20 protein-coding genes are annotated in these 24,204 nt (G+C 73.3%); 10 read left to right on the forward strand and 10 right to left on the reverse strand.

The window, feature by feature from the left end:
- Positions 1-1,020 (reverse strand): LLM class flavin-dependent oxidoreductase (locus EAD98_RS07500; RefSeq protein WP_233583747.1); only part of this gene is annotated, 1,020 nt, incomplete at its 3' end.
- Positions 1,021-1,090: 70 nt separating this feature from the next.
- Between EAD98_RS07500 and EAD98_RS07505 the strand changes: the two genes are divergently transcribed.
- Positions 1,091-1,687, forward strand: coding sequence for a MarR family winged helix-turn-helix transcriptional regulator (locus EAD98_RS07505; protein WP_199723331.1), 597 nt, complete (start codon positions 1,091-1,093; stop codon positions 1,685-1,687).
- A 101-nt stretch (positions 1,688-1,788) separates the two neighbouring features.
- Here the strand turns inward: EAD98_RS07505 and EAD98_RS07510 are convergent, their stop codons facing one another.
- The 3 genes from EAD98_RS07510 to EAD98_RS31480 form a co-directional block, all read right to left on the reverse strand.
- The gene (locus tag EAD98_RS07510) at positions 1,789-3,297 is read right to left on the reverse strand and encodes a phosphoesterase (RefSeq protein WP_121653327.1); all 1,509 of its coding nucleotides are present in this window, start codon (positions 3,295-3,297) and stop codon (positions 1,789-1,791) included.
- A 187-nt stretch (positions 3,298-3,484) separates the two neighbouring features.
- The gene (locus EAD98_RS07515; RefSeq protein WP_121653328.1) at positions 3,485-5,482 is read right to left on the reverse strand and encodes a Xaa-Pro dipeptidyl-peptidase; all 1,998 of its coding nucleotides are present in this window, start codon (positions 5,480-5,482) and stop codon (positions 3,485-3,487) included.
- A 154-nt stretch (positions 5,483-5,636) separates the two neighbouring features.
- Positions 5,637-6,296, reverse strand: coding sequence for a hypothetical protein (locus EAD98_RS31480; RefSeq protein ID WP_233583748.1), 660 nt, complete (start codon positions 6,294-6,296; stop codon positions 5,637-5,639).
- A gap of 288 nt (positions 6,297-6,584) precedes the next feature.
- Between EAD98_RS31480 and EAD98_RS07525 the strand changes: the two genes are divergently transcribed.
- Positions 6,585-7,547: an AraC family transcriptional regulator gene (locus EAD98_RS07525; RefSeq protein ID WP_147457352.1), complete on the forward strand. Its 963-nt coding sequence runs from the start codon at positions 6,585-6,587 to the stop codon at positions 7,545-7,547.
- Positions 7,548-7,607: 60 nt separating this feature from the next.
- Here the strand turns inward: EAD98_RS07525 and EAD98_RS07530 are convergent, their stop codons facing one another.
- From EAD98_RS07530 to EAD98_RS07540, 3 genes are all read right to left on the reverse strand, one after another.
- Complete coding sequence (locus EAD98_RS07530) at positions 7,608-10,400, reverse strand: BTAD domain-containing putative transcriptional regulator (RefSeq protein ID WP_121653330.1); 2,793 nt, start codon at positions 10,398-10,400, stop codon at positions 7,608-7,610.
- 158 nt (positions 10,401-10,558) lie between these two features.
- Positions 10,559-11,056, reverse strand: coding sequence for a GNAT family N-acetyltransferase (locus EAD98_RS07535; RefSeq protein WP_121653331.1), 498 nt, complete (start codon positions 11,054-11,056; stop codon positions 10,559-10,561).
- A 70-nt stretch (positions 11,057-11,126) separates the two neighbouring features.
- On the reverse strand, positions 11,127-11,531 hold the full coding sequence (locus EAD98_RS07540) for a helix-turn-helix domain-containing protein (protein WP_121653332.1): 405 nt from the start codon (positions 11,529-11,531) through the stop codon (positions 11,127-11,129).
- Positions 11,532-11,618: 87 nt separating this feature from the next.
- On the opposite strand from EAD98_RS07540, the gene EAD98_RS07545 reads away from it, so the two are divergent.
- A complete protein-coding gene (locus EAD98_RS07545) occupies positions 11,619-12,476 on the forward strand; it encodes an NAD(P)H-binding protein (RefSeq protein ID WP_121653333.1) in 858 nt (285 codons plus the stop codon).
- Positions 12,477-12,530: 54 nt separating this feature from the next.
- On the opposite strand, the gene EAD98_RS07550 is transcribed toward EAD98_RS07545, so the two are convergent.
- Positions 12,531-13,229 (reverse strand): TetR family transcriptional regulator, encoded by a 699-nt coding sequence (locus EAD98_RS07550; RefSeq protein ID WP_121653334.1) that lies wholly within the window; start codon positions 13,227-13,229, stop codon positions 12,531-12,533.
- Between the two features lie 58 nt (positions 13,230-13,287).
- Between EAD98_RS07550 and EAD98_RS07555 the strand changes: the two genes are divergently transcribed.
- The 7 genes from EAD98_RS07555 to EAD98_RS07585 all read left to right on the forward strand — a co-directional run bounded on the left by EAD98_RS07555 (position 13,288) and on the right by EAD98_RS07585 (position 20,440).
- Positions 13,288-14,124 carry an alpha/beta fold hydrolase gene (locus tag EAD98_RS07555; RefSeq protein ID WP_121653335.1) on the forward strand — a complete coding sequence of 279 codons (837 nt, stop codon included), beginning with the start codon at positions 13,288-13,290 and terminating at the stop codon, positions 14,122-14,124.
- A gap of 169 nt (positions 14,125-14,293) precedes the next feature.
- The gene (locus tag EAD98_RS07560) at positions 14,294-15,241 is read left to right on the forward strand and encodes an ion transporter (protein WP_233583749.1); all 948 of its coding nucleotides are present in this window, start codon (positions 14,294-14,296) and stop codon (positions 15,239-15,241) included.
- A 145-nt stretch (positions 15,242-15,386) separates the two neighbouring features.
- Entirely contained in the window at positions 15,387-16,556 is a 1,170-nt protein-coding gene (locus EAD98_RS07565) for an acyl-CoA dehydrogenase family protein (RefSeq protein WP_121653336.1), read from the forward strand.
- Positions 16,556-17,401 carry a phosphate/phosphite/phosphonate ABC transporter substrate-binding protein gene (locus tag EAD98_RS07570; protein WP_121653337.1) on the forward strand — a complete coding sequence of 282 codons (846 nt, stop codon included), beginning with the start codon at positions 16,556-16,558 and terminating at the stop codon, positions 17,399-17,401. The genes EAD98_RS07565 and EAD98_RS07570 overlap by 1 nt, the downstream gene beginning before the upstream one ends.
- On the forward strand, positions 17,398-18,615 hold the full coding sequence (locus EAD98_RS07575; protein WP_121653338.1) for a ferritin-like domain-containing protein: 1,218 nt from the start codon (positions 17,398-17,400) through the stop codon (positions 18,613-18,615). The genes EAD98_RS07570 and EAD98_RS07575 overlap by 4 nt, the downstream gene beginning before the upstream one ends.
- A 55-nt stretch (positions 18,616-18,670) precedes the next feature.
- The gene (locus EAD98_RS07580; RefSeq protein ID WP_121653354.1) at positions 18,671-19,024 is read left to right on the forward strand and encodes a TraR/DksA C4-type zinc finger protein; all 354 of its coding nucleotides are present in this window, start codon (positions 18,671-18,673) and stop codon (positions 19,022-19,024) included.
- An 87-nt stretch (positions 19,025-19,111) separates the two neighbouring features.
- The gene (locus EAD98_RS07585) at positions 19,112-20,440 is read left to right on the forward strand and encodes an alpha/beta hydrolase (protein WP_121653339.1); all 1,329 of its coding nucleotides are present in this window, start codon (positions 19,112-19,114) and stop codon (positions 20,438-20,440) included.
- A 53-nt stretch (positions 20,441-20,493) separates the two neighbouring features.
- Here the strand turns inward: EAD98_RS07585 and EAD98_RS07590 are convergent, their stop codons facing one another.
- Positions 20,494-22,410: an ABC transporter ATP-binding protein gene (locus EAD98_RS07590; protein ID WP_233583750.1), complete on the reverse strand. Its 1,917-nt coding sequence runs from the start codon at positions 22,408-22,410 to the stop codon at positions 20,494-20,496.
- Positions 22,407-24,149 carry an ABC transporter ATP-binding protein gene (locus tag EAD98_RS07595; RefSeq protein ID WP_121653340.1) on the reverse strand — a complete coding sequence of 581 codons (1,743 nt, stop codon included), beginning with the start codon at positions 24,147-24,149 and terminating at the stop codon, positions 22,407-22,409. The genes EAD98_RS07590 and EAD98_RS07595 overlap by 4 nt, the downstream gene beginning before the upstream one ends.
- Positions 24,150-24,204 lie beyond the last annotated feature (55 nt).

A 24,204-nucleotide genomic window follows, 5' to 3' on the forward strand; every position in this document is an offset into this window, starting at 1 on the left:
GTGCCGACCCCCGACGACGGCCGGCGGCGGCTCGGTGACCGCCGCCGGCTCGGTGACCGGCGTACGCTCCGGCGCCGTGGCCCGGTCGCGCTCGGCGGCGACCAGCTCACGGACGGCGGGGGCCACTTCGCCGGCGAACCGGCGCAGGTCGTCGGGATCGTCGCTGCCGAGGATGAAGGCGCTGATGCCGTCGTTGAGCGCGAGCTCGGCCAGCTCCCGCACCCACTGCTCGGCGGGCCCGTGCAGCGGGCCGCGCTCCGCGGACGCGAACTGGCCGGAGATGTTGAGCAACCGACGGACCTCCCCGGGCGAGCGGCCGGCCCGCCGCGCGGCGTCGTCGATGATCTCGTTGCCCTTGGCCAGGTCACCGGACTGGAGGTAGCCCAGCGACGGCAGCCACCCGTCGGCCCGGCGGCCGGTGAGCTCGAGCATGCGCGGCTTGTACGCGCCCAGCCAGATCGGCACCGCGTGCGCCGGGGCCGGACCGCGCTTCGCGCCGACGACCCGGTGGAACTCGCCGTCGACCCGTACGCCGCCCCGCGCCTCGGCGTCCCAGAGCTGGCGGATGACGTCGATGGCCTCCTCCAACGCCCGCACTCCCTGCCCGGGGGTCAGCCGTCGGCCGCCCATCGCCTCGATGGCCTCCCAGAACGCTCCCGCGCCGAGGCCGAGCTCGACCCGGCCGCCACTGAGCAGGTCCAGGCTGGCGACGCTGCGGGCGAGCACGGCCGGCGGGCGTAGCGGCAGGTTCGTGACGTTCGCCGACAGGTGCACCCGACCGGTCCGCGCGGCGACGTAGCTCAGCAGCGTCCAGGTGTCGAGGAACCTCGGCTGGTACGGGTGGTCCTGGAAGGTGACCAGGTCCAGCCCGACCTGCTCGGCCAGGACGGCGAGGGCGACGGTGCGCTCCGGATCGTCGCTGCCCGGCGTGATGAACGATCCGAAGAGCAGGTCGTGGCCGTAGTCGCCCATCTGCGGAGCCTCCCGATTTTCGCGCGACGCCTCGGTACGACGCGTCATGACCTAAACCTTATGCCACACAGAACATCTTCTGCCAACAAGGTCTGCGGTGCTGCGCTACTGTCGACGCATGACGGCTGCCACTGACACGCGGGACCGGCCCGATCCGCTCGACGAGGACCTGGGCTGGATGCTCGGGATCGTGTTCCGTGGCTACGTCCGGGCGGCCGAGCACGCGCTCACCGATTTTCCCGGCGGCCCGCGCGGCTACCAGGTGCTCACCGCCGCGATCAACGCGCCGGCCCGGAACCAGGGCGCGATCGCCGAGGAGCTCGGCATCGACCGCACCGTGCTCACCTACCTGATCGACGACCTGGAACGCCCCGGGTTCGTGGCCCGTCGGGCGGACCCGGCCGACCGGCGCAGCCGGCTGGTGGACGTCACCGACGCCGGCCGCGCGGCGTGGGAGGAGCGCCGGCGTGCGCTGCGGACCGTCGAGTCGCACCTGCTGGGGGCACTCGCACCGGCCGAGTCGGCGACGCTGCGGGCCCTGCTCCAGCGGGTCGCCTGCTCGGCCCAGGCGGTCGACCCGCTGCGCGACCTCTGCGAGGCGGTCGAGCAGGTTCGACCCGACCCCGCCACCCCTCCCCCGAGCCGGTCCGGGGCAGCGCGCGAGCCGGGCCGGCCGGCATCCGTCGCCCGCGCCCGCCGCCGCGGCACCGACTGACCCACCGACTGCCCGCCGAACGCGGCGCGGGTCCGCCGGCACCGCCCGACCGTCGTACGTCGAGCCGTGCCGGCGGACCCGCCGAGTCGCTGTCGTGTCGGTCAGCGCACGTGCACGAACACCGGGTTCGAGTAGAACCACAGGTCGTCCCACGGGCTCTCCAGCCCGTCGGCGAGGGGCTCGGCCTCGTCGGTGCTGGTGCCCCGTACCCGCGCGTAGGTATCGGCCTCGACGTTGCGCAGCGTGTGCCGAATGACGTAGTCCGCGCCCTGCCGGCGCCAGTCCCGCGGGCCGAACCGGGCCACCACCTTGGTGGTGGGGTTGGTGTCGGCGTCCGGGCTCGCGCTCGGGCCGGTGATCTGGCCGACGATCAGGTCGACCCGGCGGACCTCGGGACGGTCACCGTTGGCGTTCTCACCGTCCAGCGGGCGGAACTTGATCTCGATCTCGACGTCGGTGCGACTGCGGCGGCTGACCGTGATGGTCTCGCCCACCTCGGCGGTCCGGCCCTGGGAGCTGGCGGTGACGTCGAGGCTGCGGACCAGGTCGCCGGTGGTGACCCAGATCCGGCCGTTGCGCAGGCCGTCCATGATGTCGCCGTAGTCTTGGCGGGCGTGCACGTAGGTCTTGCTGTACTCGCCCGGCCAGAAGTCGGAGCCGCCACGCGTCCAGTGCACGTGCGAGTCCGAGGTCGCGGTGATCCACCAGCGCCGGCCCTCGCCGAGCAGCGAGTCCCACAGCCCACCGACCCGCGCGGTCATCTGGTCGAAGCCGCCGTAGGTGGGGTGGTTGCCGTACCCGCCCCGAGCGCCGCCGTTGAGCGGACCCGCCTGGTGCCCGGGCGCGCCCTCGAAGCCGATGTAGACGTCCGGCGCGGCGTTGTTGCCGTTACGGAACTCGCGCGGCGTGTCCTGGCCGTACACGCCGAGCCCGGGCGCGGAGCGGGACGCGTGGTGGGCGATCACCAGCGGCTTGTGCGGCATGCCCCGCGCGACCTTGAGGAACTCCACCATCTTGGCCTCGGTGTCCCGGGCCGGGTCGGTGGGGAACGCGTCGTACTTGGCGAACCGGCTCTCCAGCTCGAACAGCTGCTTCGCCTCGTCGTCGTGGCGCGGGATCATCAGCGTGTGGTGGTCCAGCGAGGGCGCGTCGAACTCCATGCCCCAGAACTGGAGCACCTCGGGGACCAGTTTGCGCGAGCGCAGCAGGTCGGGGTACGCCTGCTCGATGTTCACCTTCGAGTGGGTGGGTCCACCGTGGTCGGTGCACATGGCCCAGCTCAGGCCGAAGTTCTTGGCCATGATGGCGTTGGTGACGATCGGGTAGACCGCGTCCGCGCCCTTGTGGAACACCACCGGCGACTTCGTGGTGTCGAACTCGCCGCTGTACTCCGAGTGGACGTGGTGGTCACCGGCGCGCCACGCCCGGGCCTTCGAGTTGCCCCGGTCGTCCCTGTCGTCGCCGGGCCGGCGCTCCTCGTCCGCCCAGGCCGCGCCGGCGCCCACCAGCGGGCTGGCCGCGGCCAGCGTCGCGCCGACGCCCGCGTACTTGACCAGCTTGCGCCGCGACAGCTGCGCGCGCTCGACCTCTTCGGGTTGCTTGTCCCTCACGTGAGAGCCTCTCCTCGATCAAGCGAATGCTCTTTCGATCAAGGAGCCTCGGAGAGGGTCATGAACGGCGGCTGTACGTGACACGGGTCCACGATGAACACCCTGACCGGACCCACGGCGAGCGCTCGGACGCCACCGGCGGGACGCCCGTGCGGTCAGGCCGGGACGGCGCGGCGTGCCCGCCCGGTCACGGCACCTGCCGGGTGTCCCGCGTGGTCCGGGCGGCCGACGGGTCGGCCGGAGCGGTGGCCACCCGAGGCGCGACGTCGACCGCGGGCAGCCCGGCCCGGCCGGCGAGCGGGAGGATCAGCTCGCTGCGACCCAGGTCGACCCGGACGGTGGCGTCCCGGTCGTCGGTCTCGGTGAACTCCGGGTCGGTCTGGCCGAGCACCAACCCGAGCACGTGGCCGGCGGGCACCAGCGCGTCGTACGCGTTCAGCGGCACGGTCACCGTGTACCAGCGGTCCGGCCGCAGCGGGGTGCTGAACCGCAGTGAGCGGTGGTGGGCGGCGTCGAGCCAGCCCCGGGTCAGCACCGCGTGGTCGGAGACCTCGGTGATCTCCTCGGTGTCCCGGTAGCAGGCGTCGTCCGCGGCCGTGGAAGCTCCCCAGCAGGACTCGGTGTTCAGTGTCCGCACGCCCTCGGAACTGTCGTACCGGATCCGCTCGGCGGTGCCGTAGTCGACCAGCCGGGCGGTCAGCTCGGTGGTCGGCCGGTCCACCCGGACCCGCAGCCGCACCGAGGGTGTGCCGGAGATCCGCACCGGCGCGGCGAGCGCGCCGGAGAGGAAGACCAACCGCCCGGCGGTCGCGGTGCTCGGCTCGGCGACCAGCTCGGCCTCGGTCAGCGACTCGTCGACGTACGCCTGCTCGCGGCCCGGCCGCGCGCCCCGTCCCCCGAGGGTGCCGGTCACGCCGTCCCCGGCGCCGAGCGCGACCCGGACCGACCGGGTGCCGGGCGCCGGCCAGTCCCGCTGCGTCGTCCACGTCCCGGGCGCGGTCTCCAGGTCGACCCGCGGCTCGTCCATGACCCCGTTGCGCAGCCCCTGCAACCAGTAGTCGAACCAACGGTGCAGGGAGTTCACCCACTCGGCGCGCCGGACGTCGAACGGGTCCTCGTGGCCGGCCTGGTAGAGCCAGAGCTTGCGGGGCACGCCCTGCTCGGCCAGCTCCTGCCACCAGCGGGCGAACTGGCTGGTCGTGACGTTCAGGTCGTTGACGCCGTGCGCCACGAACACGCTCGCCCGGACCCGGCCGGCGTCGGGCCGGTAGTCGCGCTGCGCCCAGAAACCGTTGTAGTCACCGGTCTCCTCGGCGCTGTCCGCACGCAGCCGGGCCAGCACCTCCGCGCAGGCCTCGTCGGTGCGGCCGTTGACGTACGAGTGCAGGTATCCGGGGTAGTCGGCGGACCGCAGCACCCCCTGGTAGCGCATGTAGTCGTACCAGCTGGAGATCGCGGAGATCGGCACGATGGTCGCCAGCCCCGGCACCCCGGTGGCGGCGACGCCGTTGGCGACCGAGCCGTCCCAGGACTTGCCGATCATGCCGACCCGCCCGGTGCTCCAGGCCGCGCCGACCGGCCGTCCGTCGGCGGTGAAGGCGCGGGCCCGCCCGTTGAGCCAGTCCACCACCGCCTTGGCGCTGCCCACCTCGGCCGGGCCACCGACGTCCTCGCAGCCGGTGGACCGGGCGGTGCCGGCGAGGTCCACCGCGGCGAACGCGTAGCCGCGCGGCACGAAGTAGTTGTCGTAGAACAGCGGCGCCTTGGCGATCACGCCGGCCGCGTCGTACGTCTTGCGCTCGCTCTCGTTGCCCCGGCCGCAGCAGAGGTAGTAGGGCGAGGCGTCCATGATGACCGGCACCCGGACTCCCGCGGCGGCGGCCTCCCGGGGCCGGACCAGGTCGACGGCCACCCGGTCCCGTACGCCGTCGCCGTCGCTGTCCGCCCGGGTCTCCACCCAGACGCTCTCCCGGATCGCGTCGGCGTAGGAGTAGACGGGTACGGTCTTGTCGCCGACGACGTGCGGCGGGGTCGGGCGGTGCCGAGCTGCCGCCTCGGTTGCCTCGACGGTGGTGGCCGCCGAGGCGGCGGCCACCGGAGCGGTGGGCAGCGCCGCGACCAGCAGTCCGGTCAGGACAGCGGCGGTGAGGGCACGGGTGCGGGCGGGCGACGGTGCGGGCGACATCGGTGTCCTCCCCAGGGTGCGACGCGTGGATCACATTCCACCGCATCGATGTCCCTCTTGCCTAGTGTCCACGTCGATCCGGTCGGCTGAGCGCGCGCCTTCCCCGATGGTCGGAAGCGGCGAGCCGCGAGCGGCGGGACCGGGCGGGGCGTCGTCAGATCCGGGCGCGGGGCAGCCAACCGAGGAAGCGGAGCCGGGCCCCGGGCAACGGCAGCGTGGGCAGGTCCTGGGCAGCGGCGACGAGGCAGGAGCCGAGGTACACGGCGAGGGCGGCGCGGGCCCCGCCGAACTCGGCGAGGAGCTGACTCTGCTTGGTGGCGCAGGGCCAGTCTCGACCGCACCCGGTGCACGTCCAGCTCGGCGGGCTGGGCAGGTGCTCCGGCAGCCTCGGCCGGTACCGGCCGACGACGTTGTTGTCCGCGCGGCCGTGGCGGCGCCGCGGCACCGGCCGGTCGTTGCGGCGCCCGGGCCGCAGGGCGGCGGGCAGGTAGCGCCGGACGGTGCCGAGGAGCGCGCCCACGCGGATCAGGGCGTCCGGCCCCACGTGGTGGGTCAGCAGCGCCGTCAGCAGGTGGTGCCCCAGCAGGTCCAGGGAGTCGCGGTTCAGGCCCAGGTCGCGGCACAGGTCGACGAAGCGGGGCGTCGTGAGCGGCACCCGGTCGTCGAGCGCCCGGCGCAGTACCTCGCGCAGCGCACCGTCGAGGCTCCGCACCGCGTCCGTCCCGCCCAGCGCCAGACCGTCCTCGCTCGCCACCCGTGCCAACGTCTCGGCCACGGCCAGCCGGACGACCCGGTCGGATTCGGTGCTGTCCAACGGTTCCCCCCTAGGTGCGAGCCGCCCGGCAGTCGCGGCATCCCGGGAAGTCGTGACCAGAATTCCGCCGGTGCAAGGTGCACGGCTAGGTCAGCAGACGCAGGATCACCGGACGCGTTAGTCGGAAAGCGAAGTCCACGAAGGGCTGATTGGACGAGGGCGAGCGGCACAGCCGCGGCCTATCGTATTGTGAAATTCCCATCAATGGCTATTGCCATAGTGGGAATTCGATCCTCGTCGGTCCTGGTTCACCTCCCGGCAGCACCATCCCGGACGGAGACACAGCGGATGACGTCACCAGTGCAGACCCGCGGGTTCGACAGCGGCGATCCGTCGGCCATCCACGCCTTCCTGACCAGGACGTACGGTACCGACCTGCGCATCCGCGGTGGGGACGACGGATACCGTCTCGTCCACCAGCGCGTCGACGCAGGGCCGTTCGCCCTCGTGACCATCGAGCAGACGGCCTCCCTCGACATCGGGGTGGGCGAGATCGACGGCCTGGTCATCTGCCGTGCCCGCACCGCCCGCGTCGACCGCACCTGCGACGGCGCGACCCACCGACTCGTTCCCGGTGACGTCTTCCTCGCCACCAGACCCGAGCTGCCGTTCGCCGTCAGTTGGCACCCCGGCGAGGTGGAGATCTGCGTGCTGGACCTGGCGGTGCTGGCACAGGTCGCCACCGCCGCGCCCGCCCGACGCCCCGGCCGGATCCGGTTCACCGACATCAGCCCCGCCACCGCGCCCCTCGCCCGGCAGTGGCGCAACACCACCAGCTACGTCCGCGACGTCGTCCTGACCAGTCCGACCGGCCCCGCGCAACCGCTGGTGATCGGCAACGCCGCGCGGATGCTCGCCGCGTCGGCGCTCACCATCTTTCCCAACACCGCGGTCACCGATCCGACCATCGAGGACCGACGAGACGCGACCACCGCCACGCTGCGCCGGGCGGTCGCCTTCATGCACGAGTACGCGGACCGGGACATCACCGCGGCCGACATCGCCGACGCCGCCGCCGTTTCCCTGCGGGCGGTGCAGCTCGCCTTCCGCCGTCACCTCGACACCACCCCGATGGCGTACCTGCGTCGGATCCGGCTCGACCGGGCCCACCACGACCTGCTGCGGGCCGACCCGGGCCGGGACACCGTGTCGGCGATCGCCAGCCGGTGGGGGTTCGCCAGCCACAGCAGGTTCACCGCCCGGTACCACGCCAGCTACGGCGTGCCCCCGCGCGAGACGCTCAACGCCTGACCGGGCCAGCTCGGATCGCCCGTCCAGCACCCCCTTCCGGGCGCCGCCCGGGAACCGGCGCTACGGTGACCCGCCGAGCCGGTCGAGGTCGGCCCGTACCTGCTCGGCATCCGGATGGTCGAGCTGCCTCAGCAGGGTCAGGGCCGCCTCCAGGCAGCCCCGGGCCGCGTCGGGATCTCCGGTCGCCTGCCGCGTCTCCGCCAGGTGGCGCAGGATGTCCGCCTCGTTGAACCGGTCGTGGAACCCGCGGACCAGCTCCAACGCCCGTTCGTAGCATCGGGCGGCCTGCGCGTACTCCCCGAGGTGGTGGTGGGCGAAGCCGAGACTGTCCCACGCGCCGGCCTCCGCGTGCGCGTCGCCGATCTTCTGGTGCACCGCCACGGCCTCGGCGCAGAAGGCCAGCGCCTGTCGGTGTTCGCCGAGCAGCACGTGCAGCCAGCCGAGGTTGTTCAGCGCCAGCGCCTGCCCCGGCCGATGGTCGAGATGCTGGTAGAGCTTCAGGGCCTGCTGGTTGAAGTCGAGCGCCTCGGCCCAGTTGCCCCGCTGGTGGCAGATCCAGCCCAGCCCACGCGCGATGTCCGCCTGCCGACCCTCGTCACCCAGCTCGCCGAAGAGCGCGAGCGCCCGCCGCTGGTTGTCGTACGCCTCGTCGAGCAGCCCCAGCTGGGTGCCGGCCAGGCCCAGGCTGCGGTAGGCGTGCGCCTGCCGCAGGGGGTTCTGGAGTCGCCGGGCGGCGTCCAGCGCGAGGCGCTGGGTCTGCGCCCAGTCCCGCCAGTGACCCTGGTAGTCGAGGAAGGTCTCCAGGGTCCACGCGAGGTGCCAGGTGTGCCGGTCGAGCCCCTGCGCGGCGGTGTGCTCCAGGGCGGCGAGCAGCATCGGGTGCTCGCGCGCGAACCAGGCCAGCGCCTCGGGCTGGCCGGAGAACTCCGCCACCGACCAGCCGGTCGGCGCCGGCCACGCGGCCACCGGCTCCCGCTGGGGGTCGAGCACCCGCGCGGCCCGCTGCGCGGTGTGCAGGTAGTGCTCGACCAGCCGGAGCAGGGCGGCGGCCAGCAGCTCCGGCGGCTGGTCGCGGTGCGCCCGGTCGGCGGCGTACAGGCGCACCAGGTCGTGCAGCCGGTAGCGCTCCGGCCGGTGCTGCTGGACCAGATGGTGGTCCTGCAACGTCTGCATCAGCAGCCGGGCCCGCGTGGCCGGCAGGTCGGCCAGCCGCGCCACGGCCGCGAGCCCGATCTCCGGCCCGGGAGCGAGCCCCAGCAGCAGGAACAGGCGGCTCGGCGCGGCGGCGAGGCGGTGGTGCGAGGTGGCGAAGACGGCACGGAGGTCGGCGGTCAGGTCGCCCGCGTTCAGCGCGTCCAGCCGGGTCGCCTCCTCGCGCAGCTCCTCGGTCACCGCGTCGAGCGGCAGGCCGGGCTGCATCACCGCCCGCGCGGCGACGATGCTCAGCGCCAGCGGCAGCCCGCCACAGCGCCGCACGATCTCCCGGAGGCTGGCCGCCTCGGCGTCCGCCCGCTGCCGGCTGAGCAGCCGGGCCAGCAGGTCGTGCGCCTCGTCGCCGTCGAGGACGTCCAACCCGACCCACCGCGCGCCGTAGGTGGTGATCAGCCCGCCGAGTCGGACCCGGCTGGTGATCAGCACGACGCAGCCGGGGCCACCGGGCAGCAGCGGCACCACCTGCTCCAGGCCGTGCGCGTTGTCGAGCAGGATCAGCATCCTCCGGCCGGCGACCAGGCTGCGGTAGAGCGCGGCGCGGGCGTCCAGGTCCGCCGGTACGGACGTGGCCGGCACCCGCAACCCGTCGAGGAACCCGCGCAGCGCGACCTCGGGAGGCATCGGGCCGGCCGGATCGAAGCCGCGCAGGTTCACGTACAGCTGGCCGTCCGGGAAGCTGGCGAGATTGTCGTGGGCCCAGCGCAGCGCGAGGGAGGTCTTGCCGACGCCACCCGGCCCGCCCACGGCGCACATCGCCACCGCCTGCCCGCCGTCGTCGCGGACGGACAGCAGGCGGGTCAGCTCCGACAGCTCGCGGGCGCGGCCGGCGAAGTGGGGCGGCGGCGCGGGTAGCTGACGCGGGACCGTGGCCTCGCCGACCACGACCGTCCCGGCCCGGTCCGGCAGCTCGGTGTCGCCCTTGAGGACGTCCGTGTGCAGCCGTTGCAGCTCCGGCGTCGGGTCGACGCCGAGCGAGTCGGCGAGACGACGCCGCAGCCGGTCGTACTGGTCGAGCGCCTCCGCCTGGAGACCGGAACGGCTCAGCGCGAGCATCAGCTGACCGACGAGCCGCTCGTCGAGTGGGTGCTCGTCGACGCACGCCATCAGGTACGGCGCCAGCGTGGCGTGCTGACCGTGGCGCAGGGCCAGGTCGCTGCGGTCCCGGTCGACGGCGATCCGGTCGCGCTGCAACGCGTCCCGCAGGCCGTTCGCCCAGGGCGTGTCCAACGGCGTGAGCGGCTCGCCGCGCCAGAGGTTCAGCGACTCGTCGAAGATCCGTAGCGCCTGCGCGGCGTCCGGTGTCGTCCGGGCCAGCCCCGCCAGGCGGTGGAACCGGTGCAGGTCCACCGAGTCGGGGTCGGCGGCGAGCAGGTATCCACCGGACTGGCGGACGATCCGCACGTCGTCGGCGGTCGTGAGGCAGGCGCGCAGCCGGGAGACGTAGCTGTAGAGCGTGGCATTCACGCCCGCCGGCGCATGCTCGCCCCACACCCGGTCGACGAGTTGCCCGACCTGCACGACCTGGTTGACGTCGACGAGCAGCGCGGCCAGGACGCAGCGCTGACGGACGTGACCGACGTTGAGCGGTTGGCCGTCCACCTGCGCCTGGAGCTCACCGAGCAGGCCGAATTCCGTGGGCATCCACACCGTTCCTTCACCCGGGCATCACGCCGGGAAGCCGCGCCAGCCAAGCCTTCAAGCCTGTCCAAGGATTGTCCAAGATGGACGGGCTACGCGGGCCCCCGTTCCACGGCTCGGGAAGCGGGGCGGGTGCGTGGTCCAGGCGCCCGCCCCGGGTGTCAGGAGGCGCGCGGCAGGGCGAGCCATTCCTGCCAGGTGATGTCGCGGCCCAGGAAGCGGGGCTGCTGGAAGGGCCAGTCCGCGGCGATCCATCGCGGTACGAGCGCGTCGAGTGCGCGCTCCGCCTCGCCGCCGACCAGGTCGTCCACCACCCACCAGGCGATCTCGCCGTCGGAGCCGGTGCGCTCGGGCGGGTCGATGTAGACGCAGCCGAGGATCGCCGTCTCGTCCTCGTCGAGCAGCGCGTAGTTGAACGACTGGTGCGCGGCGATCTCCTTCTCGTGCCGCAGCAGGTCGACACGGTCCTCTTCGAAGGTCATCGTCTCGCTGGGCCACGCCCAGGCCGGGCCGAAGATCTCAAACAGGCGTTCCCGGGAGCCCATCACGGCGGGGTAGTCGAGCGCCGTGTCCGATTCCCGGATCGGCCGCAGGTGCAGCGTGGTGTTCGGCACGGGCACGTGGACGGGGTGGACGAAGGCGTCCGGCAGCCAGCTCATGAGGGCTGAGGCTACAACCCGCGATGATCTTCAGGGCGCGGGCGATCGACGAGACGCCTACCGGCAGGGGCTAGCCCCGGTCACGCTCGTGGGCGTCACGCGCCGTCTGCAACTCGGGCACCGAGGCCTCCAGCAGGTCAGCGAGGCCGCGAAGCTGCTCGGCGACCCGGGCGCCGAGGGGCGTGAGCGAGTATTCGACGCGCGGCGGGATCGCCGTGAGGACCTCGCGGGTGAGCATGCCGTCGCGCTCGAGGGTCTGCAGGGTCTGGGAGAGCATCCGCTCGCTGACCCCGTCGATGCGGCGGCGCAGCGCGTTGAACCGGTACCGACCCTCACCCAGTGCCAGCAGGGCCAGCGAGGCCCACTTCGAGGTGACGTCCTCGAAGGCCGCGCGGGAGGTGCAGCCCCGCGCGAAGACATCGCTGACGAGTTCCTGGGTAGGCCCCGCCGGGTCCCGGGCCGGCTTGTCGCTCACCGCACCAGGTTACCTCACGATTACGTAGTAGCATGCGCTGTAGATTAGTAAGTGCTTACCCGTTTGCATCACCCATCGGAGGTCGTCATGCCCACCTATGCCGTCACCGGCGCCACCGGCCGCCTCGGCCGCCTGGTGATCGAGCAGTTGCTCGACACCGGTGTGCCCGCCGCCGAGATCGCCGCCGTCGTCCGCACCCCGGAGAAGGCCGCCGACCTCGCCGCGTGTGGCGTCGAGATCCGGCGGGCCACCTACGACGACCCGTCGACGCTGCCCGGCGCCGTGGCCGGCGTACGTCGACTGCTGCTCATCTCCGGTGACACGCCCGGCCGGCGGGTGGCCCAGCACACCGCGGTCATCGACGCGGCCAGGCTCGCCGGGGTCGAGCGCCTGATCTACACCAGCATCCTGAAGGCCGACACCACCACCAATCCGCTGGCGCCGGAGCACAAGGCCACCGAGGAGGTCCTCGCCGCCTCGGGCCTCCCCCACACCGTGCTGCGCAACAGCTGGTACACCGAGAACTACACCGACCAGCTCCCGCAGTACCTGCGGACCGGCACGATCCTCGGCGCCACCGGTGGTAGCAAGGTCTCCGCCGCGACCCGGGCCGACTACGCGGCGGCCGGCGTCGCGGCTCTGACCCGCGAGGAGGACGGCAACGCGGTCCACGAGCTGGGTGGCACCGCCTTCACCTTCGACGAGCTGGCGGCGGCCGTCACCGAGGTCACCGGCACCACGGTCGTCCACCAGGACCTGTCGGCCGCCGAGCTGGCCTCGGCCCTGGAGAACGTCGGGCTCGACGCCGGCACCGCCGGGTTCGTCGCCGCGCTCGACCACTCAATCGCCATCGGCGAGCTGGCGACCGACAGCGACGACCTCCCCCGGCTGATCGGCCGGCCGAGCACCCCGCTGCGCGACGCGATCCGGGCGGCGCAGGCCTGATCATCGTTCGCGTCGCCACCACCGATGCCGGACCGCCCGACGTCGCGTCGAGGTTCAGCCCGACTCCGGGGGCTCGGCGAGGAGCAGACCGGTCAGCAGGCCACGCAGGGTCCGCTCGAAGAGGTCCGTCCGGGGCACGGGTGGCGACGGCTGGCTGAACGCCGCGACCAGGTGCGGGTACGCCGCGAGGTCGGCGCCGGCGAAGGTGACCGACCCGGCCGTGGCCTCGCTGCGGGCGAAGAGGCTCACCACGCCGGTCACCATCGCGATCGCCTCGAATTTCGCGGTCGCGGCGCAGCGGACGGGTTCCAGGATCCGGAGGCAGTTGTCGAACCAGGCCAGACTCTCCGGACCGATGCCGGACGGCCGGTGGATCACGTCGATCAGCCACGGATGACGCCGGTGCAGCGCCAACTGGCGGCGGGCCAGCAGCAGCATCGTGTCCAACCAGTCGCCCGCCGGCGGCGGGTACGGCCGCAACTCCCCCACCGCCCGGTCGGTCATCAGGTCCAGCAGGTCGTCGCGGGACGACAGGTACCGGTAGAGCGATCCCGCGCCGGTGCCCAGCGCGGTGGCGACGCCCCGCATCGACACGGCCGCGAGGCCGTCCGCGTCCGCCAAGGCGATGGCGGCCGCCACGATGGCGTCGCGACTGTGCGCCGGGGCGGGCCCGCGGCTGCCGCGTTCCGGCCTGGTCCAGATCGGCTGCCGGTCGGAGTCGCCGTCGCCGGATCTCGTGGGTGCGTCGCTCACCGATCTACTGTAAACTGCAAACGTCGTTCGCAGTTCAATCACGGGAGGTGGGCCGACGATGGAGCGGATCACGGCACGGGACGGCGCGAGCATCGTGCTGCACTCGACGGGCACCGGCCCGGGTGTGGTCGTGGTGCACGGCGGCGGGGTCACCATCGACGTCTACCGACGGCTGGCCACCGCGCTGGCCGACCGGTTCACCGTGCACCTCTACAACCGGCGGGGGCGCGGGGACGCCCCGGCGAGGTCGGAGCCGTACACCTTCGAGCAGGACATCGACGACCTCGCCGTGGTGCTGGAGCACACCGGGTCCGGCAACGTCATCGGCCACAGCTCCGGCGGCTTCATCGCACTCCAGGCCGCGCTCCGGCTGCCGATCCACCGGCTCGCCCTCTACGACGCCGCTGTCTCCATCGACGGGGGCTTCCCCGCCGCGTGGCTCGACGCCGCACAGGAGGCGCTGCGGGTTGGGGACACCGCTCGGAGCTTCGCCATCACGGCCGCCGGCATCAACCCTCAGATGGCGGCGGCGAAGCTTCCGCTCGGCGTACGACTGGTCATCATCCGCGCGTTCCTGCGGACGCCGATCGGACGGATGATGGGCGACCTGCTGCCGATGACCCTGGACGAGTCCGCCCTGATCCGGGCCAACGACGGCCCCGCCAGCCGGTGGGAGGGCGTCACCGCGGAGGTGCTGCTGACCTGCGGCGCCGACGGCCCGCCCTACTACGTCGACCTCAACGAGGCGCTGGCCCGCACGCTGCCCCGAGCCCGGACCCTGGTGATTCCCCGCAGCGGTCACGACGCCGTCAACCGGGCCCACCCGAGGCTCGTCGACCCGCTCGCCACGTTCTTCGGCGCGCCGGTGACGCCGGAACGTACCGGCCACCCCTGACCCGCCGCCCGGTCGCCCCCGCCCGCAGCCGAGCGCGAGACGCTCGGCTGCGGCTCGTGCGCTTGGTTAGGGTGATGGGCATGCCCGCACGCCCCCCGCACCGCCACGACGACGGCCGGAGGTGGGCCCGCCCGGCGGCCTCGGCACGCACCAGCGAGCCGGGCGTCTGGTGAGTGGCGCGCGCGTGCCCGTGCAGCGCGGCGAGCCGACCGCACCCGCACGCCCGACGTCCAGAGTGGTCGACGCGTGCGCACGGCTCGCCCGGTCGCGCCCGTTCGAGATCGGCATCGTCGTGGTCATCCTCGCCAACGGGGTGGTCCTCGGCCTGGAGACGTACCGCGACCTGACCGTGGCGAGCGCCGCGCTGCACTGGCTGGAGTTGCTCTTCCGCGCCGTCTTCGTCGTCGAGATCGGCATCCGGCTGGCCGCCTACGGCCGCCGCCCACAGGACTTCTTCCGGCACGGCTGGAACGTGTTCGACTTCGCCGTGATCGCGGCGATCTTCATTCCGGGCCTGCACGGCGACCCGGCCCTGCTCCGCGTGGTGCGGGTCGCCCGGATGGTCCGGTTGGTGCGTTTCTCCCCGGGCCTTCGTACCATCGTGTCCGCCCTGTGGCGCAGCCTGCCCGGCGTGGGTGGCTTCCTCGCCCTGGCCGTGGTGACGCTCTACGTGTACGGCATGGCCGGCTGGCTGATCTTCGGGAGCAGGTTCCCGGACCAGTACGGCGACATCGGCCGGTCCCTGCTGACGTTGTTCGTGCTGTTGTCCCTGGAGACGTTGCCGGACCTCATCGAGCAGGGCATGACGATCTCGCCGTGGACGCTGCTCTACTACGTCAGCTACGTGGTCATCACCGTCAACCTGCTGCTCAACATCCTCATCGCGGTGATCGTCAACTCGATGGAGGAGGCACGCCGGCTGGAGATGACCGAACGCCTGGCCCCGGGGTTCGACGAGGACGGCGACGGCGTACCGGACGAGGTGGACCGCATCGCGATCAGCCAACGCCTGGACGACCTGCGCGCGGTGATCGCCGAGCTGGAGCGGGAGCTGCGGATCGACCGCGAGGACGGGCACGGCCGCCCGCACCGCGAGGACGCCCGCGCCGGACGCTGAGTCTGCCGCGGTGCTGCTCGTCCTCCGCGGCGGCGCCACCGGAACGACTGGCACGCATGACGGGCATCCGACGTTCTCGCCTCTCGACCCTCGGCTGGGTTAGCCTCGATGGCGGTGCCATCGGTCCGGCCGAAGGGACATCCACATGACCGCCAGTGTCGACAATGTCCGCTCGAACACCGACGATCTGGATCCGCTCGGCAGGCTGATCGACGACGTGATCCGTCCGCAGGCCGCGACCGTCGACCGGGACGGCACCTTCCCCCGGCAGAGCGTGGACGCCCTCGCCGCGGCTGGTCTGCTCGGCCTGGCCTCCTCGACCGAGGTGGGTGGTGGCGGCAGGGGCATGCGCCCGGTCGCGGAGGTCGTCGAACGGTTGGCCGCCGAGTGCGGCTCCACCGCGATGGTCGTTCTCATGCACTACGCGGCGACCGCCGTCATCGAGGCGCACGGCCCGCGTGATGTCCGTGCGGCCATCGCCGCCGGCCAGCATCTGAGCACGCTGGCGTTCTCCGAGTTCGGCTCGCGCAGCCACTTCTGGTCGCCGACCGGCACCGCGACGGCCGGCGATGACGGCGCCGTCCGGCTCGATGCCAGGAAGAGCTGGGTCACCTCGGCCGGCGAGGCCGACAGCTACGTCTGGTCGAGCCTCCCCCTCGCCCCCGGAGCGGGCCCGATGACGCTGTGGCTCGTTCCCGCCGGCAGCGGCGGCCTCCGCATCGCCGGTGAGTTCGACGGGCTCGGCCTGCGTGGCAACGGCTCCCGGCCGATGACCGCCGACGGGGTCCGCGTCCCGCCCGGCGCGATGATGGCCGCCGACGGGGCCGGGCTCGACACCGCGCTCGGCGCGGTCCTCCCCCGGTTCCTGGTGCTGAACGCCGCGTTCTGCCTCGGCCTCGCGGACAGCGCGGTCGGCGAGGCCGGCCGGCACCTGACGAGGACCACGCTCGCGCACACCGGCGCCGCCCTTCGCGACGCGCCGGTCACCCGGCGCGCCTTCGCCCAACTGAAGATCCGCACCGACGCCCTGCGCGCCTTCCTCGACGACACCCTGACCGCGCTGGAGACCGGCCGGGAGGACGCGATGCTGCGGGTGTTGCAGGTCAAGGCGCTCGCCGGTGAGACGGCCGCCGAGGTGACCGACGGCGCGATGCAGCTCTGCGGCGGCAGCGCGTTCCGCAAGGAGTTGGGTCTGGAACGCCGGTTCCGGGACTCCCGCGCGGCCCGGGTGATGGCACCCACCACCGACGCCCTGCACGACTTCGTCGGCAGGGTCGCGACCGGGCTGCCGCTGCTCGACGAGACCAACCGCTGATGCCGGCGCCAGCTGTCCTGATGGGCGCGGTCGCGTACGACCCCAAGGTGGTGACCATCTGGGAGGGCTTCCGCGCCTGGCTGCGAGGGCGCGGCCTGGACTTCGACTTCGTCCTGTACTCGCACTACGAGCGGCAGGTCGAGGATCTGGTCGCCGGGCGGATCGACGCGGCGTGGAACTCACCGCTCGCCTGGCTGCGGGCCGAACGGCTGGCGGCGGCCAGCGGCGGCACGGTGAGTGCCCTCACCATGCGCGACACCGACCGTGACCTCACCTCGGTCGTGGTGGTGCGCGCCGACTCACCCCTGCGACAGGTCGAGGACCTGTCCGGCTCGCTCGTCGGCGTCGGCGCGGTCGACAGTCCACAGGCGACGCTGATCCCGCTCGGGCACCTCGCGGCGGCGGGAGTCGAGGTGGACGTGCGCCGGTTCGACGTCGGTGTCGGGTTGCACGGTGACCACATCGGTGGCGAGCGCGACGCCGCCCGGGCCCTGATGGCCAAGGAGGTGGACGCCGCCTGCATGATCGACGCCAACCACCTGGCGTTCGTCCAGGAGGGCACGCTGCCGCCCGAGGGCACCCGGATCGTCGCGCAGACCGCACGGTACGACCACTGCAACATGACGGTGCGCGATCCGGCGTCCGCCGGGGTCCGGCTCTTCGGCACGCTGCTGCGCGGCATGTCGTACGCCGACCCGGAGGTACGCCCACTGCTGGACCTCGAAGGGCTGACCGCCTGGGAGGACGGCCGCACCACGGGATACGACGCCCTCGCCCGGGTGGTCGACGCCAGCGGGTTCTACGCGGCCGACGGGCGGGTGACCGCCGCGGACTACCGGCCGTGACCGGCGCGCCGGCCACCGACGCCGAGGTCCACCTCGAGGGTCTGGGCTTCGGTCGGGGCGCGCACCTGCTGGTGCAACGCGCCCTCGCCGCACTTCCGCCCGGCGGCCGGTTGGCGGTCTCCGGCCGCGACCCGACCCTGCCCGTGCACCTGCCGGCCTGGTGCCGCAGCCGCGGCCACCGGGTCGAATGGCCGGATCCGGCCGACCGGAGCGAGCTGGTCGCGGTGGTCGTGCGCGGCACGGCGGATGACGACCGGTGGTTCGGCGCGGAGCGGGCGGGGCCTGCCCTGCCGTCGGCGCTCAGCAGGCGCCCCCCGCCACGGTGGGGGCTCGGCGCCCGAGGTGCGCTGCTGGAGGCCGGTGGCCCCGAGGCGCGGTTCGACCTGGACGAGCGCGACCTGGTGTGGGCCGACGTCGCACCCAAGCTGTACGCGCAGGCGGCGGCCCGGCAGTGGGACCCGGAGACCGCCGTGCCGTGGGACGACGCGTTCGCGCTGCCGGCGGACGTCGAGGCGGCGGTGGTGCAGGTGATGACCTACCTGGTCGAGAACGAGCAGGCCGCACTCGTCGTGCCGGCGCGGTTCGTCGGGCGGATACACCCGCACTTCCGCGAGGTGATGCAGCTCCTCGCGGTGCAGATGGCCGACGAGGCCCGGCACATGGAGGTGTTCAGCCGGCGGGCGCTGCTCCGGGGCGCCGCACTGGGCACGTCGTCGGCGGGCGGTCGGCAGTCGCTCTTCACGCTCGTCGCCGAGTCCGACTTCGCGTTGGCCTCGTTCCTGCTCTCCGTCCTGGGTGAGGGCAGCTTCGTCGACCTGCTCTCCTTCCTGGAGCAGCATGCGCCGGACCCGGTGACCCGTCGCGTCTGCTGGCTGGCGATGCAGGACGAGCGCCGGCACGTGGTGTTCGGCATGGCGCACCTGGAGCACCAGGCGACCGTGGACCCGCTGCTGCGGGACCGGCTCCGCGCGGCCATCCACCGCCGCCACGACGCGCTCGTCGACACCGCCGGCCTCAACGCGGACGTGTTCGACGCGCTGGTGGTGCTCGCGGCCGGTGGCTGGCACCCCGATGACGTGTCCGCCGGCTTCGAGCAGGTGCAGCGGTTGCAGCACGTGATGGACCAGGGCCGGCAGCGCCGGCTGGTACGGCTGGGCTTCCGGCCAGACGAGGCGGCGGCGCTCTCCGCCCTGCACACCCGCAACTTCATGTAGACGCCGTCGACGGGGCGACGCCGGGATGGGCCGTCCGCAGTACGGTGGAACGGCCATGAACAGGGATGTCAGCCCGATCCGTGCGGAACTGCTGCACCTACGCGACCAGAGCCGGGCTCAGGCCGCCGCGTTGGACAGCGATCTGCGGAGTCTCTTCGAGGCCTCCCGGTCGTCCAACGCCGACGACGAACACGACCCGGAAGGCAGCACGATCGCGTTCGAGCGGGCCCAGCTCACCGCCGTTCTGGAGGCGACGCGCCGACGCCTGGCCGAACTCGACGTCGCCCTGCGGCGGATCGAGGCCGGCACCTACGGCGTGTGTGAACGATGCTCCCGCCCGATTCCCGCTGAGCGACTCGCCGCCCGCCCCTCAGCGAGCACGTGCGTCGGCTGCGCCGGCCGGAAGTAGCGAGGAAGGTGTGGACCACCGACCGCCACCCTGAGACGATACCTGCACTGCTGGTGCAGACAGTTCGTCTACCGAGGTGGAGGATCGATGCACACGTTCCGACGGAGACTGCTCTCCCTGATCGCCGGTGTGGCGCTCGCCGCAGGCCCGGCCGTCGCCGCCGTCCCGAGCGTCGCTGAGGCCGCCGCCGCGCCGGCGTACCGTCCAGTGATCTTCGTGCACGGCAGCGCGGGGTCGGCGTCGCAGTTCCAGACCCAGGCCAAGCGCCTGGCCAGCAACGGCCACCCGATCGACATCATCGAGGCGCACGAATACGATTCGCCGAACATCGCCTCGATCCTGCCTCAGGTGTACGCGGGACTGGACGCGCGGATCTCCCGGCTGCTGGCGGCGACCGGAGCGGACCGGGTGGATCTGCTCGCACACTCCCTGGGCACCTTCGTCATGCAGGGCTACCTCAGCAGTTCCCCCGACCGGGCCGCCCGGGTCGCGCACTACGTCAACCTGGACGGGCGCACCGCGGCGTCACCACCGGGCGGCGTACCCACGCTCGCGATCTGGGGCGAGGGGGACCCGGCGCGGGCCGTCGCGGGCGCGCGCAACGTCTACTTCCCGGACCAGTCCCACACCCAGACGGTGTCGTCGCGGGAGTCGTTCCGCGAGATCTTCCGGTTCCTCCGGGACCGCGCGCCACGCACGACGAGCATCGTGCCCCAACTCTTCGGCACCGCCCGGGTCTCCGGCCGCGCGGTGCTCTTCCCGAGCAACGCCGGCGTCGACGACGCGACCCTCGAGGTCTACCCGGTCAGTTCCCTCACCGGCGGTCGACTGTCGAACCGACCCGCGCATCGGGTGCCACTCGGCGGCGACGGCTCGTTCGGACCGTTCCCGGTGCTCGCGACCGCCCGGTACGAGTTCGCGATCGTGCGCGCCGGAGCGGCGACCCACCACTTCTACTTCCAGCCGTTCCTCCGCTCCGACTCGTTCCTGAGGCTGGCGACGAGCCGGCCGGGCGAGGGCCTCGGCGCGCTGGTCGACACCAGCGACCGGCACACGGCGCTGACGATCCAGCGCCAGAAGGAGTGGTGGGGCGACCAGGGAGACGCCGGCGACCACCTGTGGATCAACGGCCGGGATGTCCTGAACCCGGCCAACACGCCGCGCGTGAAGCGGACGATCGCCGTCTTCGCGTTCGACGACGGCAGTGACGGCGTCACCGACCTGACCGCTCCGCTGCCGGAGTTCTTCAGCCAGACCTTCATCACCGGCATGGACGTGTTCATACCGGCCGCGCCCGCGCACCTCGGCGTCGTGCGGATCACCGTGGGTCAGCGCGGCGGCGGATACGACGTGATCAACGTGCCCAACTGGAGATCCAGCGAGCATCGCGTGTCGGTGAACGTCGACGACGTCTGAGCGGGCGCGACGACCCGGCCGACCGAGAGCTCGACCAGAGGACGGCCCGACGGCTACGGGGCCGTCGTCGACACGCCGATTCCGTCCAGTGGGCCGCCCTCGGCGTACTCCTCGCTCCCGCGCCGCTGCCGCATGACCGGATCGGGCGTGCTCCAGGAGCGCCACAGGCGGCTGTAACCGCCGCCGGCCTCCAGCAACTGGTCATGCGTGCCGTGCTCGGCGACGCGCCCGTGTTCGAGGACGACGATGCGGTCCGCGGTGGCCGCCTGGCTGAGGCGGTGGGCGACGATGAGCGTCGTGCGGCCCTCGGTGGCCGCCGACGCGGCGCGGTCGAGGTCGCGTGCGCCCGCGCTGCCGGCCTCCGCGGTGGCCTCGTCGAGAACGGCGACGGCGGCGTCGGCGAGGACGAGCCGAGCCAGGGCGAGCTGCTGCGCCTGGGCGGCGGTGAGGTGCCAGCCGCCCTCGCCCACGGCAGTGGCGAGGCCGTCCGGAAGGGTACGGATCCAGGCGGTGGCGCCGACCAGGTCGAGGGCGGCGGTCATCTCGGCGTCCGTGGCGTCCGGGTCAGCGAGGCGCAGGTCGTCCGCGAGCGGCCCGGCGAAGACGTGCACCTCCTGGCTGATCAGGGCGATCTCACGGCGGACCCGGTGCTCGCCCAGCTGCGCCAGCGGCACGCCGCGCAGCCGCACCGAGCCACGGGTGGGCGCGATGAGCCCGGCGGTGATGCCGGCGAGTGTGCTCTTGCCTGCCCCGCTCGCCCCGACGAGCGCGACGCGTTCCCCGGGCGCGAGCCGGAGCACGACGTCCTGCAACACCACGGGTCCGTCGTCATAGCAGTGCTGGTCGACGACCACCTCCAGCGCCGCGGGCTCGGCCGTGCCACGACCTGCCGTGCCGCGAACCGCCGTGCCGGACCGTCCCTCCCGGGCGGGCCCGCGACCGTCGGCGGAATCGGTGCCCGGCAGCGAGGTGACGCCGACGAGCCGGGCGAGGCTCGCCCCGGCCTGGAGCACGGAGTCCGACTCGAGCAGCAGCAGGCCGATCGGGTTGAAGAGTCGGTGGAAGTAGAGGGCGGCCGTGGTGGCGGCGCCGACGGTGGACAGGTTGTCGCGCACCAGCAGGAAGCCGGCGAGCAGCACGGCGGCGAGTCCCACGAACTCCGCCCGATTGATCCGCAGGCCGAACCGGGTGTGCAGGTTGAAGATCTCCAGCGACAGGTCGCGGGCCACGGCGGAGCGGTCGGCGATCCGGCCGACGTGGGCGTCTTCCGTCCGGTAGGCGCGCACCGTCGCCGAGCCGCGCAGCGCACCGGCCATCGCCTGCGCCCGCTCCCCCGTCGCCACCCGCTCACGCGCGTAGTACGGCACCGAGCGCTTCAGGTACCAGCGCAACGCCAGCGCGTAGGCCGGGGCCGCGGCCAACCCGGCGAGCCCGAGCCGCCAGTCGAGGGCGAAGAGACCTGCCGCGGTCAGCACGACGGACAGCAGCGCGCCGAGGAAGGCGGGGCCACTGGTGGTGATCACGTTCGTCACGACGGCCACGTCGTCGCCGGCCCGTGCCACCAGGTCCCCGGTCCCGGCCCGCTCCAGGGTGGCCGAGGGGAGGTGCAGGGCACGGTCGAGGACCCGCTCCCGCAGCCGCGCCAGCACGGTCTCGCCGAGGCGGGCGGCGACCGTCGCCCCGGCGGCGGTGAGGAGACCGGCGAGCCCGGCGGCGCCCGCGATCACACCCGCCCAGGACACGACCTGCCGCGTGCCGGAGCCGGCGATGACGTCGTCGACGAGGCGACCGAGCACCCAGGGGGCGACGAGCCCCGCCCCGGCCGCGGCGACGAGCAGTGCGCCCGCGGCGGCGCTGAGGCCGGGCAGCCGGGCGAACTCGGTTCGGAGAGCGGCCCAGGTCCGCCGGCCGGTGGCTGTCGGGAGCAGTTGCCGGGACGCGTCGCCGGGCACAGTCGTCTCGTGGGTCACCGCAGGACCTCCTCCCGGTAGCGGGCGTCGCTGGCGAGGAGGTGCTCGTGGGAGCCCTCGGCGACGACCCGTCCTCGATCGATGACGGCCACCCGGTGCGTGACCCGGAGCAGCGCCGGGCTACTGGAGATCAGCACCGTGCTGCGGGCCCCCGCCGTTCCGTGGGCCCCCGCCGTTCCGCGTGCCGAAGCCAACCCGTCGGCGAGGTACGCCTCGGTCACGGCGTCGATCGCCGTCGTGGGGTTGTGCAGCACCAGCACCGGGGGGTCGGCGACGAGTGCCCTGGCCAGCCCGATCCGTTGCCGTTGCCCACCGGAGAGGTTCGCCCCCCGCTCGGTGAGCTGGCGGTCGATGCCCTGTGGGTGCGCGTCGAGGACGTCCTCGGCGGCCGCGGCGCGCACCGCCGCGCGCAGGACCGTCTCGTCCACGTCGGCGCCGGCGGCGAGGTTGTCGCGCAGCGTCCCCTCGAACAGCGCCACGTCGTGCTGCTCAACCAGGACCGCGCCACGCAGGGCGTCGATGTGCAGGTCTTCGGCGGGCACGCCGTCGACGTACAGCGTCCCCCGGTGGTCCTCGCGGGGCACGCGACCGGACAGCAGCGCGACCAGCGCCTCGGCCTCGCTCGGATCGTAGGCGAGCACGCCCAGAACCTCGCCGGCGTCGACGCGCAGGCTGAATCCGTCGAGCCCCGCGTACCCGACGCTGTCGAGGACGAGTCGCGACGGGCTCGGGTCGGGCGGTCCGGCGGTGCCCGGCCGGACGACCGGCGCCGCTCCCAGGACCCGGGCGACCCGTCCCGCGGAGCCGCGGGCCATGGCGAAGAGCTGGACGCAGTACCCGAGTGTCTGCACGGGCTCGGCGATGAACTGGGCCAGGCCCACGACCGCGACGAGTTCACCGATGGTGAGTCGACCCTGTAGCGCGAGCCAGCCGGCGACGCCGGCGACCACCGCGAGGAAGAGGCCGTTGACCGTGGTGGTGAGCCCGGCGTGCAGGCCCTTGGTGGTGGCCGCGCGCAGGGTGACCCCGAGTGCCTGCTGGCTGGTGGCCGCGTACCGACGTGCGGCGTGGTCCTGGGCGCCGATGCCGCGCAGGACGCGGAGACCGCTGACGAGGTCCACGGCGAGCGCGGTCGTGGTGGCCAGCGCCTCCTGCTGACTCGCGCTGCGCCGGGTGAGCAACGGCGCCATCCGCTGCAGGGCGACGACCACCAGGGGTACGCCGACGAGCACCCCGAGACCGAGCGGAACGTCGACGACGAGCAGCGCGACCGCCGCGACCACGATCGCGGTGATCGCCGCGGCGGAGAGCCCCGCGACCCGCACCACGAGCGCGGACAGCTCGGCGTCGGAGGCGGTGACCGAGAGCAGTTCGCCGTCGCGCATGCCCGAGCGGTGTCCGCGCGGGTCCAGGGCGCGCCCGGCGATCTCGACCCGCACGGCGTGCGCCTCCCGTTCCACGGCGGCGTAGGCCAGCCGGGCGCCGGTCCGGTAGGCGAAGGCGAGGACGGTGAAGAGGGCGGCGAGGCCGGCGAGCGAGAGCAGCAACGCCGGCACGTCCCCGGTGGCGACCGCGCGGTCGATGATCACGCCGATCGCCACCGGGACGAGGACCTCGGTGACCTGGTGCAGACAGAGCAGCAGGGTGCCAGCCAGCACCCGGCCGCGCTGGCGCCGCAGGGCGCGGCGCAGCACGACACCACCGCTGGTCTCGCCGGCCGCCACGGGCGGGCGGATCATGACAGCCGAGCCGATGGTCGGGCCGCGCCGTCGACGAGCCGGACAGTTGCGTACA

The organism is Micromonospora sp. CV4, assembly GCF_003667455.1.
In the GTDB taxonomy this organism is placed as follows: domain Bacteria; phylum Actinomycetota; class Actinomycetes; order Mycobacteriales; family Micromonosporaceae; genus Micromonospora.

Coding starts and splice junctions, on each gene's coding strand:
- EAD98_RS07505 (WP_199723331.1), top strand. CDS start 1,091: ATGACGGCTGCCACTGACACGCGGGACCGGCCCGATCCGCTCGACGAG.
- EAD98_RS07515 (WP_121653328.1), bottom strand. CDS start 5,482: ATGTCGCCCGCACCGTCGCCCGCCCGCACCCGTGCCCTCACCGCCGCT.
- EAD98_RS07525 (WP_147457352.1), top strand. CDS start 6,585: ATGACGTCACCAGTGCAGACCCGCGGGTTCGACAGCGGCGATCCGTCG.
- EAD98_RS07530 (WP_121653330.1), bottom strand. CDS start 10,400: ATGCCCACGGAATTCGGCCTGCTCGGTGAGCTCCAGGCGCAGGTGGAC.
- EAD98_RS07535 (WP_121653331.1), bottom strand. CDS start 11,056: ATGAGCTGGCTGCCGGACGCCTTCGTCCACCCCGTCCACGTGCCCGTG.
- EAD98_RS07545 (WP_121653333.1), top strand. CDS start 11,619: ATGCCCACCTATGCCGTCACCGGCGCCACCGGCCGCCTCGGCCGCCTG.
- EAD98_RS07555 (WP_121653335.1), top strand. CDS start 13,288: ATGGAGCGGATCACGGCACGGGACGGCGCGAGCATCGTGCTGCACTCG.
- EAD98_RS07565 (WP_121653336.1), top strand. CDS start 15,387: ATGACCGCCAGTGTCGACAATGTCCGCTCGAACACCGACGATCTGGAT.
- EAD98_RS07570 (WP_121653337.1), top strand. CDS start 16,556: ATGCCGGCGCCAGCTGTCCTGATGGGCGCGGTCGCGTACGACCCCAAG.
- EAD98_RS07580 (WP_121653354.1), top strand. CDS start 18,671: ATGAACAGGGATGTCAGCCCGATCCGTGCGGAACTGCTGCACCTACGC.
- EAD98_RS07585 (WP_121653339.1), top strand. CDS start 19,112: ATGCACACGTTCCGACGGAGACTGCTCTCCCTGATCGCCGGTGTGGCG.
- EAD98_RS07595 (WP_121653340.1), bottom strand. CDS start 24,149: ATGATCCGCCCGCCCGTGGCGGCCGGCGAGACCAGCGGTGGTGTCGTG.